This window comes from Desulfobaculum sp., assembly GCF_054921475.1.
The window spans coordinates 1-11,916 of sequence record NZ_JBUDSW010000100.1 but is presented as its reverse complement, the minus strand read 5'-3'; the positions used below and the strand labels follow the sequence as shown (position 1 = coordinate 11,916).

Annotated in this window: 12 protein-coding genes; 3 read left to right on the top strand and 9 right to left on the bottom strand. The window is 63.0% G+C overall.

Features of this window, described 5'->3' with window-relative positions:
• Nucleotides 1-64 precede the first annotated feature (64 nt).
• From ACY69P_RS08285 to ACY69P_RS08250, 8 genes are all read right to left on the bottom strand, one after another.
• Entirely contained in the window at nucleotides 65-322 is a 258-nt protein-coding gene (locus ACY69P_RS08285; protein WP_459900549.1) for a hypothetical protein, read from the bottom strand.
• Between the two features lie 27 nt (nucleotides 323-349).
• Nucleotides 350-1,048, bottom strand: a complete 699-nt coding sequence (locus tag ACY69P_RS08280; protein ID WP_459900547.1) for a DVU0298 family protein — start codon at nucleotides 1,046-1,048, stop codon at nucleotides 350-352.
• Nucleotides 1,049-1,060: 12 nt separating this feature from the next.
• Nucleotides 1,061-1,687 carry a tetratricopeptide repeat protein gene (locus ACY69P_RS08275; RefSeq protein WP_462327143.1) on the bottom strand — a complete coding sequence of 209 codons (627 nt, stop codon included), beginning with the start codon at nucleotides 1,685-1,687 and terminating at the stop codon, nucleotides 1,061-1,063.
• A 36-nt stretch (nucleotides 1,688-1,723) separates the two neighbouring features.
• Nucleotides 1,724-2,092, bottom strand: coding sequence for a hypothetical protein (locus ACY69P_RS08270; protein ID WP_404843761.1), 369 nt, complete (start codon nucleotides 2,090-2,092; stop codon nucleotides 1,724-1,726).
• Nucleotides 2,093-2,947, bottom strand: coding sequence for a YkgJ family cysteine cluster protein (locus ACY69P_RS08265; protein ID WP_462327142.1), 855 nt, complete (start codon nucleotides 2,945-2,947; stop codon nucleotides 2,093-2,095).
• A 228-nt stretch (nucleotides 2,948-3,175) separates the two neighbouring features.
• Nucleotides 3,176-3,364: a ferredoxin gene (locus ACY69P_RS08260; RefSeq protein ID WP_404843763.1), complete on the bottom strand. Its 189-nt coding sequence runs from the start codon at nucleotides 3,362-3,364 to the stop codon at nucleotides 3,176-3,178.
• Nucleotides 3,365-3,582: 218 nt separating this feature from the next.
• Nucleotides 3,583-4,944 carry a trypsin-like peptidase domain-containing protein gene (locus ACY69P_RS08255; protein ID WP_462327141.1) on the bottom strand — a complete coding sequence of 454 codons (1,362 nt, stop codon included), beginning with the start codon at nucleotides 4,942-4,944 and terminating at the stop codon, nucleotides 3,583-3,585.
• 2 nt (nucleotides 4,945-4,946) lie between these two features.
• Nucleotides 4,947-5,801 (bottom strand): zinc metalloprotease HtpX, encoded by an 855-nt coding sequence (locus tag ACY69P_RS08250; RefSeq protein ID WP_462327140.1) that lies wholly within the window; start codon nucleotides 5,799-5,801, stop codon nucleotides 4,947-4,949.
• A gap of 274 nt (nucleotides 5,802-6,075) precedes the next feature.
• Here ACY69P_RS08250 and cobT point away from each other — a divergent pair, with 274 nt between their 5' ends.
• Together cobT and ACY69P_RS08240 are read left to right on the top strand one after the other, a co-directional pair.
• Nucleotides 6,076-7,155: a nicotinate-nucleotide--dimethylbenzimidazole phosphoribosyltransferase gene (gene cobT, locus ACY69P_RS08245; protein ID WP_462327139.1), complete on the top strand. Its 1,080-nt coding sequence runs from the start codon at nucleotides 6,076-6,078 to the stop codon at nucleotides 7,153-7,155.
• 275 nt (nucleotides 7,156-7,430) lie between these two features.
• On the top strand, nucleotides 7,431-8,261 hold the full coding sequence (locus tag ACY69P_RS08240; RefSeq protein ID WP_462327138.1) for a class I SAM-dependent methyltransferase: 831 nt from the start codon (nucleotides 7,431-7,433) through the stop codon (nucleotides 8,259-8,261).
• 159 nt (nucleotides 8,262-8,420) lie between these two features.
• Here the strand turns inward: ACY69P_RS08240 and ACY69P_RS08235 are convergent, their stop codons facing one another.
• Nucleotides 8,421-11,069 carry a bacteriohemerythrin gene (locus ACY69P_RS08235; RefSeq protein WP_462327137.1) on the bottom strand — a complete coding sequence of 883 codons (2,649 nt, stop codon included), beginning with the start codon at nucleotides 11,067-11,069 and terminating at the stop codon, nucleotides 8,421-8,423.
• 156 nt (nucleotides 11,070-11,225) lie between these two features.
• On the opposite strand from ACY69P_RS08235, the gene ACY69P_RS08230 reads away from it, so the two are divergent.
• Entirely contained in the window at nucleotides 11,226-11,702 is a 477-nt protein-coding gene (locus tag ACY69P_RS08230) for a hypothetical protein (RefSeq protein WP_459900535.1), read from the top strand.
• Nucleotides 11,703-11,916: the final 214 nt, after the last annotated feature.

Sequence of the window (11,916 nt, the reverse complement as noted above, 5' to 3'; positions counted from 1 at the left end):
CACACGCAAAAGCGCCCCCGCAGCAGATGCTGCGGGGGCGCTGGAATGCGTCATATGGTCCGGGCTATTTGCCTTCGGCGATGAGGCGCTTGGCGATGTCCAAATCGTACAGAGCAACGGGATTGCGGTCCGGGTGGTCGTACATATCCGCCGCGGCTTTCACCACGTCGATGGGAATCCACTCGTGCTTCTCCCACACCTCGGGCATAGACTTGTGCCACATGCGGAACTCAATATCCCCGGCTTCCGTGGCGCGCACATACATGCGCACGTCGTGGGTCTGCATGCTGGGGTAGTAGTAAAGGCCTTTTTCGTCCTTCACGGGTCTCTCCTTGTCTGCCCCCTGCGGTCAGGAAGCCAGTGCATCAACCGCCTCGCGGGCAACAGCCCCGAGGGTGGTGTCCTCCAGCCTGCCATTGCGGAACAGGGTGACGGGCGTGGCGTCTTCGACAAGCGGACGAAGCACGCTGACGCTGTCAGCCGTTCCAACACGGCCTATGGCCCAGCACGCGGCGGCGCGGGCTCCGGGACTGTCCTCATTCTGCACGGCGGCCTCAAGCTCAGGCAGCGCGTTTTGAACAAGCTGGGGGCGAACCTGCGCAAGCCGCCCCAGTCCCCAATAGACCGCCAGCCGCAGAGGCGGATGATCCATATAATTATCGTCGCCCAGACAGTCCGGGCACTGAACATACGAGGCCAGTTTCGTATGGAACTCTTCGGCAAGACGGGGGTGCCGGGCCATGGTCTCGCCCATGGACTCGGGGATGCCCCATCCGATGTTTCCCGACTCCTCGTTCATGTGCCACATAAAGCGGCGCATCACGATGCGGGCGGACTCCATATCCGTGTCGGCCATGCTCGCCACAACAGCCCCAAGGGCAGTTACAGCGCGCCAGCGCACAATTTCGTCCGGGTCGAGCAGCAGGGAGAACAGCGGCCCCACAAGGGGAGTACCCGCCTCGTCCTCCAGTTCCCTGATGCCATCCTGCCAGTCGTCACCACGCAGCAGTGTGCGGATGCGCTCCTTCATTCTACGGAAACCGGCCATGGGAAACCTCCCTTACGCCTGTTCAGCCTCCAGTTCCTTCTTGACCTCTTCGGCCAACTCATACCCGGTCTCTTCGGCCTTGGCGGCGTACTCGCGGGCTCTTTCGATGTTGCCGAGCTCCAGCTCCAGCAGGCACATGTTGTTCCATGCCGGACCAAAAGCCGGGGCCAGCTCAAGGGCTTTGTTCAACGCCTTGCGGGCTTCGTCGTACTGCTTGTCGGTGAGGTAGGCGCTGCCCAGCGTCGCGAGGGCCTGCACGTAGTCAGGGTCGCGGTTGATGGCCTTGGTCAGGTTCTGGATAGCGGCGTCCACGTCGCCCTGCTGCAGGTAGCAGAAGCCCATGTTGGCAAAGGGCACGGCAAACTGCGGACGGCAGCCCTTGGCAATCTTGTTCATGTTCAGGCAGCCGTCAATGTCGCCGCGCTGCAGGTAGATGCCACCCAGCTGGACGTAGGCTTCGGCCATGCGGGGGGAGTTGTCCACTGCTTCGCGGAAGGACTTTTCGGCTTCCTGCCACATGCGCTTATGCAGGTAGGCCACACCCAGATTGTAATGGTGGCTGGCACACTGCGGGTTCGTCGCGATCTGCTGGGAAAGCTCGGCAATATACTCGTCAACGTTTCTGGCTTGAGTGCTCATGTTGCGTCCTTGGTCTTCCAGGCCCTAGGGCCCGGATTATTCATGTTCCCAATTCATCTCACCCTTGCCCTCACGGCGCAAGAGGTCGGAATACCACACACAAAAGTCATACATAGCGCGATAGCGCTCGTCCTTATTGACGATGCCCATGGCCACTTCCAGCGCGCCACGGCTGTAGCCCGCACCAACTTTCTGATACTGGCCCTGCTCGCGCAGGAACTGCTTAACGAGAACTTCAATGGTGCGATTGGTGTCGTCCCGGCGCATGTCCATGGGGTCGAAGGGCTTCTGGAACGGGTTCCATTTATCATAGCCCATACGGTCAATGAACTTGCGCCGCCGTGGCGACATCTTCTCATACATGAAGCGCTTCTGCTCTTCCTGATCGGGGGTCAGCTTGTCCATTTACTTCTTCTCCCCGCCAATCTCCCAAACGGTGCCACCGCCGCAGGTATCGCAGGCGCTGGAGCCGGGGGCTTCGCCGCAGCTGTCGCAGGAGGGAGCGCCCTCAAAGGCTGCTGAAGCGGCAGAGCCGGGGGCGGCGGGCTGTTCGGCGGGCTGCTCGGGAGCCGCGGGGGCCGCACACGGGGCGCACTCGGCCTTGGCCTTCTCATCCTGCGCGCCAAGGAACTCGGCGTCGTAGGAATTCATGAGGGCCATGGACAGCGGCACCAGCATGTCGGAGAGCTGGGCATAGGACGTGTTGATGGATTCGGCCAGTTCTCTGGAGAGCTCCATCAGGCGGTCCTGAATTTTTTCCACCTTCACGGTGGGGTACTGCTTGCCGCCCTCGAACCCGGTCTTGGCGCAGGTATGCGCGCGGCCGCCAATGGCGGTGGGGATGCCGTACAGGCGGCAGGTGAGGGGACGGAAGTCGTACAGGTCGCACTTGTCCTCGTCGTTCAGCAGCGCGCAGCGCACGCGGGACTTGGAGACCATCTCCATGATTTCGGAGGCCAGCGCGCCATCGCGGGAGGCCTTGAACGCCTCGCGCTTGACGCGGTAGGTCTGGCGGTCGGCCTCGTCGGCGCGGTCGAGGATGTCGCTGCGCTGCTGGCCTTCAAAGCGCTCGTTGAACTTCGTGTTGATGTACACGGCCTCCACAAGGCTCAGATCAAAGAGCGCGTGGCAACAGTCACTACACCCGACGCTGCAGGTTACGCAGTCGCCATGTTCGGCCTTCACTTTCTCAAAGACCGCATCCACTTCGGCGACAATCGCCTCGTATTTCTCAAAAATTTCGCTGAAATCCAGATTCATGGTCTACTCCACCCTGATCCCGGACCCAGGCAGGTCCGGACGCTTTCGTTTGGTTCAATACCCCGAAAGCTAATGTCTTCACACGAATTGTCGAGAGGGGGCGCGAAAAAAAGCGCGTGTCCAGCGGGGGGCCGGAGTCCGTTACCCCTATGGTATAACAAAGGGAGCGGCACTATCCGGCACCGCTCCCTTTCAAAAACGTCTGTCTCGAATCGAGAAAAGAGTGGACTACTCTTCCTCGACCGTGATGGCGTCCTGCTCACAGACTTCGATACAGGATTCGCAACCGAGGCATTCTTCCTCGTTCACGGGCACGGCCTTGCCGTCCTGCATTTCGTATACCTCAACAGGGCACACGTCGACGCATTCGCCATCACCAACACACTTGTCATTGTCCACGATAACTTTGTAACCCATCGTATACCTCCGATTTGATTTTCTTTCCCGTTGCCGGAAAAAGATGCTTCCTCCCAGCGCGTCCCGGGGGACGCTGCAATGCCCTGACCGAGTGCGGTCACGGCATCCAGGGACAACCGAATATCTCCTGCCTACCCGGGTGTCAAGACCAAGAAGCGTTCCAGCCTTGCTCCTGGGCGCATTTTCCGCGTCAAATGCACACGCAGTGCCCTGTATTCCTAAATCCTGAGGCGGACGTAGTAGCCCCGCTCGCCCCGGCGGACAAGCAGCAGCAATGCGTTCTGCATACGGTACCGCATAAAGGCGTGGACAAAGTCCGACATGCGGCCAAGGCGCATTCCGCCCACCTTCACCAGCCCGTCGCCAGCGCGCAGGCCCAGCTTCTCCGCCGGACTGCCGCCGCGCACGCGCACCACGGCTAGCGCCCCGCCGCTTTCGCGCACCTCCACGCCCCAGCGCGCCCACGCCATGGCCCGGGCACGCTCGGCAGGGAAGGCGCGGACACTCAGCGTCACCTCGCCCGTACGGCCCTGACGCAGTATGGTCAGGGTCACATCCTCGCCGCGCGTGTAGTTGCGCAGGTATTCGAGATAGCGTTCCTTGTCCTGCACGGGGTTGCCGTCAAAGCTCAGAACAAGGTCGCCCGGACGCAGTCCCGCCTCCTTGGCGGGAGTCTCGTCAAAGATTTCCGTCACCAGCAGGCCCTTTACAGCGTCCAGACCAAAGTAGCTGGCCGTTGGCTGGTCCACGCTCTGGCCGCTCAGGCCCAGCCACACGGGCTGCACCGTGCCAACGCTGACCAGCTCGTCCACAACGCGGCGGGCCTTGTCGATGGGAATGGCAAAGCCAATACCCTCGGCATTGGCCTGAATGGCGGTGTTCACGCCGATAAGCTCGCCGTAGATATTGAGGAGCGGGCCGCCGGAGTTGCCGGGATTGATGGCCGCGTCGGTTTGGATAAAGTCCGTGTACGCGCCGTGCTCCGTGCGCACGGTGCGGTTCAGGGCGGAGATGACGCCCGTGGTCACGGTATGCGAAAACCCAAAGGGGTTGCCAATGGCAATGACCGTCTCGCCCATAAGCAGGTTGTCCGAGTCGCCAAGGTGCACCTGCGGCAAGTCGCCCGAGGCATCAAGACGCAGCACCGCAAGGTCAAAGTCCGGGTCGGAGCCGACAAGCTCGGCGTCGAAGACGCGGCCGTCCAGCAGCCGGGCTTTGATTTCCGTTGCTCCCATAATGACATGGGCATTGGTGAGCACCAGCCCGGCGTGGCCGTCGATGATAACGCCCGAGCCAAGGCTCTGCCGCGTGAACCGCTGCTTCCCGCGGGAGCCGAAAAACTCCCGCAGCATGGGATTCATCAACTGGTCGTTGAACAGCCCGCCAAAGGGATTCACGTCGCGCTCCACCACCTTGGCGGTGGTGATGTTCACAACGGCTGGTGACACGGCCTGTACCGCGCGGACCACAGGCGTCATGCGCAGGGTGTCGTCCTTTGCGCCGGCGGCGGCAGGGGCCACAGCAAGCGCAGCAAGACACAGCACACAGGCCGCAAATCGCGTCATTGCCGCACGGCCCATGCCTAGCGTCCTCCCGCCATGGCCCGCAAGCGGCTGACACGTTCCTCAACGGGCGGATGGGTGCTGAACCACTGCATCACCTGCTGCCCGGTGAAGGGATTAACGATGAACATATGCGCCGTGGCAGGATTGCCGTCCTGCATGGGCGCGCGCTGGCTCCATGCCGTCAGCTTCTCCAGCGCGGACGCCAGATGCTGCGGCGTACCGGACAGCTGCGCCCCGGTCTGGTCGGCGAGGTACTCGCGCGAGCGGGAGATGGCCATCTGGATGAGCATGGCGGCGATGGGGGCGATAATGGCCAGCCCAATAGCCGCAATGGGGTTGCCGCCGTCTTCCTCGTCACTGCCGCCAAAGCCAAAGAGCGCCGCCCACTTGATCATGCTGGCAACATACATAATAACGCCAGCAAGGGTGGCGGCCACACTCTGGATAAGAATGTCGCGGTTTTTAATGTGGCCCATCTCGTGGGCTAAAACGCCTTTGAGTTCCTCGGGCGACAGCAGGCGCATAATGCCCTCGGTCACCGCGACCACCGCATGTTCCGGGCCACGGCCTGTGGCAAAGGCGTTGGGGGCCTCCTGCGGGATGATGGCGATGCGGGGCTTGGGCAGCCCGGCGTTGTGGGCAAGGTCCTCCACCATGGTATGCAGGCCCGGCGCGTCTGCGGGCGACAATTCCCGCGCGCCGTACATGGACAGGACGATGCGGTCCGAGTACCAGTAACTGCCAACGTTCATGAGAAGTGCCAGAACAAAGGCGACATACAGGCCTCCACGGCCCCCCATCGCGCCGCCCAGCAGCAGGATGAGGCCCGTGAGCAGGCCCAGCAAAAGGGCCGTCTTGAGCTGACTGGTCATCTGATTCATACTCCTTAGGGATAATCCGGAATGGACCGGGTGTGTCTGACGCCCTCGCGCTCCCGTGGACGGCCCTGCCGTCCCGCGCCGTGGCGCTGCGGAGCGCGCCGGGTTTCCCCCGGCCAGCGTATCAGTCACACTATACATTCACCCCGGGCTGTCAATGCCGCCCAGCCGACGGTTTTTGCATTACCGCATGGACGCATGTATGCACGGCCCCTTGGGTTCCACATTGCCACGTCATACGGCTCCAGCCGTTTTTCAGGAGATACGCATGCCTTCACGTCTTGACGCCCTCATACGCGGCGTCCGCCCGGTGGACTGGGCGCTTGAGCCACACGCCCGCCGTCATTTGGACTCCCTGACCAAACCGCCGGGGAGCCTTGGCCGGTTGGAGGACCTTGCCGCGCAACTATACTGCATTCAAGGCGGTGCGCCGCAGATGGACCCGGCGCGTATCTACACCATCGGCGGCGACCACGGCGTGCATGCCGAGGGCGTCAGCCCGTCGGTGCAGGCGGTGACGCGCCAGATGATGGCCAATTTCCTTTCCGGTGGCGGCGGCATCAATGCCCTGACGGACGTGTACGGCATCGACTTCAAAGCCGTGGACGCGGGGTGCCTTGGCGGTCCTTTCCCCGTACACCCACGCCTCATCCAGCGGAAGATTGCCGAAGGCACGGACAACCTCGCCGCAGGCCCGGCCATGAGCCGGGAGAACTGCATCCGCGCCATCCTGCTGGGCGCGGACCTTGCCGCCGAAGCGCGCGCCGAGGGCTACCGCACCCTTGGCACCGGCGAAATGGGCGTTGCCAACACCACCCCCTCCACCGCGCTGTACTGCGCCTTTTTCGGCATGGACCCGGAGGAGCTGACCGGACCCGGCGCGGGCCTTTGCCAAGACGCCGCAGCCCGCAAGGCTGACGTCATCCGCACGGCGCTGGCCCTGCACGCGCCCACCATTGCCGCAGGGCAGCCGCTGGACATTCTGGCGGCCCTTGGCGGCTACGAAATCGCCGCCCTTGCCGGGCTGATCCTTGGCGGCGCGGCGCAGCGCTTGGTGCTGGTGGTGGACGGCTTTATCTCCTCCGCGGCGTATGTGGCGGCGTGGAAAATGTGCCCCGCCGTTGCGGGCTACTGCGTGTTCAGCCACGCATCGGCCGAACCGGGGCACCGCAAGGCTATGCAGGCCATGCAGGCCAGCCCACTGCTGGACCTTGGCATGCGCCTTGGCGAGGGCACGGGCGCGGCTGTAGCCATGAGCCTGCTCCGCGGCGCGGCCCATGCCTACAACGCCATGGCAACCTTTGACGATGCCGGCGTCACCGAGGTGGAAGACCCCTTCGCCTCCTAGCGTCCTTCAGCGAGACCACGCAGAACAGCCCCCAACCGGGGCTGTCTGCATTGAGCGCCCGAAAACGCCCCACCGGGCCGGACCATGGCGCGGGAAAGGCTTTTCACTGGCGCGCCACAGGCGCCCCCCCTTGTACGGCGCCCCCCGCCCCCGGCCGGCACCTGCCCGAAGACTGGGTGGCGGCACCCCGGCGCGCCCAAGGCATAGCCCTTTACGCCCAAGGCGTGCTATATCCTTTGCATAACTCCTGAAAACCATTTGCATGGGAGGCATGCATGGCACTGCCTTGGTGGGCCAAAATGGGCGCAAAGCTCCTGCTGACCCGGCTAAACATCCCCTACGGATTCTGGCGGCGCATGGGCCTCTTCCGCCACGGCGCCATGGACGACCCCGCCCACGCCCAGCAGGTGTTTGCCACCCATTTTGCGGCGTACGAGTCTCCGGCCCCGGACTTCACCTGCCTTGAGCTTGGCTGCGGCGACGCCCTCTCCACAGCGCTGTTGGCGCGGCGCGCCGGGGCAGGGCGCACCATCCTTGTGGATGCCGGAGACTTTGCCGCCACGGACGCGGGCACCTACGCCGCCCTCGCCGCCGCCCTTGGCGGTGCGAAAGGCCACACGCCCCCTGCCAGCCGGGACGACTACCTGCGCGCCAACGCCGCCGTCTACCTGACCGAGGGCCTCGCCTCCCTGCGCGAACTCCCGGACGATTGCGCAGACTTTGTCTTTTCCAACGCCGTGCTGGAGCACATCCGCCGTGATGAATTTGCGGACACCATGCGCGAACTGCGGCGCATCCAGCGCCCCGGCGGCGTGGGCTCGCATCAGGTGGACTTTCGCGACCACCTTGGCGGGGGCCGCAACAACCTGCGCTTTGGCGACGCCTTCTGGGAGCGGCCGGGGGTCGCCACGGCCGGATTCTACACCAACCGCATCGCGCCCTCGGAAATGCTGGAAGACTTTGACGCCTGCGGCTTTGCCGTCACGGTCCGCAGCACCAGCCACCACGACGGCCCGCCCCTGCCCCGGCGCGCCCTGCACCCGCAGTTCCACCATGTGTCGGACGACGACCTGCGCATTGCCGGGTACCACGTCATTTTGCGCTAACGGCAAAGCACAAGCCGCCCCATCCGGAGCGGCTTCATCGTGCCCACAGCACCTTGGGACGCCTGCGTCCCGCCTGTGCCCGGCTCGGCGGCCCATCCACAAAACCATTCCTGCCACCGCAGAACGCGCCCTCCGCGTCCGGCACACGCCTCGCGCGCTTTAGTCGCCCTCGCCTACGTCCTCGCCCTCCTCGTGGCGGCGCAGGAAGGAGCCATACTTGCGGTCGTCCAGCAGGATGTGGTTCACAATCCAGTCCTTCACCAATTCCATAAACTCGACGTCCAGCGCGAACTCCCCTCTCCGGTACCGCTCCAGAGACGATTCCACTTCATCCACAAGCCGCCGGTGTCTCCGGCGGTGCTCCTCAAGATCCGGATAGCCGTGGCGCTCCATCAGGACTTCTTCCTCCTCAAAATGCGCGCGGGAATACGCCAGCAGGAAGGCTATGAACTCCTCAAGGTGCTCACGCTTTTCCCCGGTGTTCAGGGCCAGATACACGCGGTCCGCGGCAAGGAGCATCTCCTTGTGCTGGGCGTCCATGGAGGCGACGCCCGTTTCGTACTCGTCCCGCCAGCGGAAGATGGACACGCCCACAAGCTCCGGACTGACCATGAGCCGCATGCGCCGCTCGTAGGTTTCAAAGAGCTTCCAGCGGATGATGGGCACGTCCAGAATCTCATCATGCCGGATGCGGAACAGTTGCGCCGTGGTCTTGACCCGCAGGCCGTGGACACACGGCGTACTGAACAAAACACACCCTTCGCCGAAAAAGTCCCCGCTGCGCAGCACCTCAAGGACGCTGTCGCCGATGAGCACTTCCACCTCGCCCTCACTCACCACGTACAGCGACCGGTCGCCGTCCAGCCCCACCTGCATCTCCGCCCCGGCCTCGTAGCGCTCCGTAGCCATGCTGTTGGCAATGATATTCTGTACGGGATAGGACAGGGATTCGCCGAACAGCCAGCTCTTCTGCAAAAAGTCCCGCCTGTCCTGCAGGCGCTCAATGTCATGGTACAGCCCGCCGCGCCGGACAAATTCCAAGTACAGCGCGCTGGGAATCCGCAGGGCATAGACAAAGTTCATGGCCCGGAAGGTCTCCTGCACCGGCGCGCGCACCATGCCCGCAATCTCGCCCACAAGGCCACCCGCGGACAACACGTTGCGCACCTCGCCCACGGTATCGATCATTTCCACCGCGCCCGTCAGCACGAGGTAGATGGCTGAAGGCACCGTGCCTTTGCGCAGGAGGATGGTCTCCGGGTTGAAGGTGACCACCTCGTTATTGAGCAACATCTTGATTTGATGGCGGGGAATGGTGGGGAAGTAGGTTTGCAGATAGTAGAAGGCGTACATCTTCACATAATCCTGCTCGCCATGGATGAGCACATCCGTCATGCCAAAGGGCGCGCCGGAGCCGATTTCCTTCTCGCGCCCCGTGAGATCACGCGAAACGTGGGCCAGCACCAGCTTATGTGAAGTATCCTCCGCAAAATCCTCGGCGTTGCCATGGATAAGCCCGCCGCCGATGTCCAGCTTCTTGAGGTTGGCAAAGGTCAGGTAGTCCTCACGCACGGATTGCAGCATCTTGGCGGACACGCCCGGAGCACTGTCATCTTCGGTGACCATATCCTCAAGGACCTTCAGGCTGACGATATCCGCAAAGTGCGCATAGCTCTTGTAGCCCCGGCCATCCAGCGCGCGCAGCAGCAGGACCGTGGTCTCTACCGGGTGCGGTGAAAACACGGGGCGCACCTCCAGCCCCGCAATATCGTTCCACTCGCCCTCGGCAAGGTCGTGCGGGTCGAAGTAGCGGTCAAAGTCCGACAGGTCCCGGTCTACCAGCGCCGCCAGCTTCCGCGCCACAGACTCGCGCACATGGGGCACGGCGTAATACTTGATGCGGTGGTCGCTGCGCATGAGTGTCGCCAGCCCGCAAAAGTGGTCATCATGGGCGTGGGTGTGGAAGATGCCCTCCACCTCATTGACGCCAATGCCCAGGGCCGTGAGGCTGTGCAGAATGTTTGGGCCCGCGTCGATGAGGTACACCCGCCCCTGAAACATCACAATGGACGCCATGGCCGGGCGGTTCACATCCCACCCGTCGCCGCACCCCGAGTGCACCACGGCGAAGTATTCCCGCCGCACATCATTAAAGCCCAGCGGGTACGGCGCGTCGTAGCCGGAGCTGCCCTGCGGCAGATTCAGGTCCACGGTGACGGTGCTGGAATCGTATTCGATTTCAAATACATTAAGGCGCAGGCGGCGCACGGTGACGCCGCCGCGAATCTCCGCCGGGGCGTTGCCAAGGATGCGGCTTTCGAGCAATTCACTGGGATGGCGGATGCGTCCAAAGGCAAAGCGCAGTTTCATGCGCATAAGCTCTTCGGCGCGCTTTTGCGGCACCCCGGCAGCGCGCAGTTCCTGCGCGCTCAGCAGGCCATAGTTGCCGCGGTGGATATAATTCATCTGGGCGCGCACCTGCGGCTCCGCACCAACGAGGAGTGGGCGCTCGCCGGTGTTGCCGGGGTGGCCGGGAATCAGCATTCCCTGCCGGTACAGCATCTGCAGGACAGGAAATTCCGCAAGGTTGGAGAACGCGCCGCTCTGCACCAGCACGTCAGACAGCAAAATGGCGTTGGGACCGGACTCAAACACCACGCCGTCGCGGTGGCGGGACTGGATGAATCCGCGTTTCATCAGGTGCTTCACCACATCCGCCGGGCACCCGCAGAGCAGGCGCAGGCTCGCGTCTGGCACCTCCACCCAGTACACCCCCTTGATGACCTGTATCCGCTCAATCTTGGACATGGCACCCCCAGCTTATGGCTGCTCCACCGTCTTGTACTATTCCACATACCGGGGACAAATGTCCAAATTTTCGATGCGCACCGCCTTCCCTCCTAAAGATTGAACGCCCATGGTCGATTGAAGAAGTATAATGCGTATGATCTTCGGGAGAACATCATGAGTACAGCACTCCACGCACTTGCCGGAAACCCGGCGTTTGCAGCCAAACTACCCCATCCCGACGACGCCACTTCTGACGCCGCCGCCAATGCCGCACCGGGCGCTGCCCAGTCCGGCGACTCCGTAAGCCTTTCCCAACAGGGCAAAGACCTCGCCAAGGGCGAGAACGCCACCGCCATTCCCGCAGGCGGCGTTTTCGCCAATACCAAGGAGCCTGAGAAGACTGACGAAACCGCCTCGGAAAAGCTCATCAAATCCATCAGGAAGCAGATAGAGCAGGTCAAAAAGGAAATTGAAGAGCTAAAGGAAAAGGAAATGGACCCGGCCATGAAGCGCCGCCTGCTCGCCATGAAGCAGTCCGAGCTGGCAAGCCTGCAGGCCCAACTTCAGGACGCCATCAAGAATCAGGGCGGCGGCAGCGCCTCCGCACCCAGTATCGGTCCGGACTTCGTCACCTCCGGCTCACTGACCTAATCCTTTCCCGCCACAGACGCCAAATCGCCCCGTACCTCTCCGGTGCGGGGCGCTTTGGCGTCTGTGGCCTTAACGGCCCAATCCCTCCGGGCACACCTCCTCCACGAAGGCGAATTCGCCATTCTCATTAACCCGCGCCACAAGCACACACTTGATGGGGTCGCCCTGTGCGTTGAAGTGCATGGTCCCGGTCACGCCCTGAACGTTGCGTATG

Excerpts from the sequence above, each read along its gene's own strand:
- ACY69P_RS08280 (WP_459900547.1), bottom strand. The coding sequence starts at position 1,048 with ATGGCCGGTTTCCGTAGAATGAAGGAGCGCATCCGCACACTGCTGCGT.
- ACY69P_RS08275 (WP_462327143.1), bottom strand. The coding sequence starts at position 1,687 with ATGAGCACTCAAGCCAGAAACGTTGACGAGTATATTGCCGAGCTTTCC.
- ACY69P_RS08270 (WP_404843761.1), bottom strand. The coding sequence starts at position 2,092 with ATGGACAAGCTGACCCCCGATCAGGAAGAGCAGAAGCGCTTCATGTAT.
- ACY69P_RS08265 (WP_462327142.1), bottom strand. The coding sequence starts at position 2,947 with ATGAATCTGGATTTCAGCGAAATTTTTGAGAAATACGAGGCGATTGTC.
- ACY69P_RS08260 (WP_404843763.1), bottom strand. The coding sequence starts at position 3,364 with ATGGGTTACAAAGTTATCGTGGACAATGACAAGTGTGTTGGTGATGGC.
- ACY69P_RS08255 (WP_462327141.1), bottom strand. The coding sequence starts at position 4,944 with ATGGGCCGTGCGGCAATGACGCGATTTGCGGCCTGTGTGCTGTGTCTT.
- ACY69P_RS08250 (WP_462327140.1), bottom strand. The coding sequence starts at position 5,801 with ATGACCAGTCAGCTCAAGACGGCCCTTTTGCTGGGCCTGCTCACGGGC.
- cobT (WP_462327139.1), top strand. The coding sequence starts at position 6,076 with ATGCCTTCACGTCTTGACGCCCTCATACGCGGCGTCCGCCCGGTGGAC.
- ACY69P_RS08240 (WP_462327138.1), top strand. The coding sequence starts at position 7,431 with ATGGCACTGCCTTGGTGGGCCAAAATGGGCGCAAAGCTCCTGCTGACC.
- ACY69P_RS08235 (WP_462327137.1), bottom strand. The coding sequence starts at position 11,069 with ATGTCCAAGATTGAGCGGATACAGGTCATCAAGGGGGTGTACTGGGTG.
- ACY69P_RS08230 (WP_459900535.1), top strand. The coding sequence starts at position 11,226 with ATGAGTACAGCACTCCACGCACTTGCCGGAAACCCGGCGTTTGCAGCC.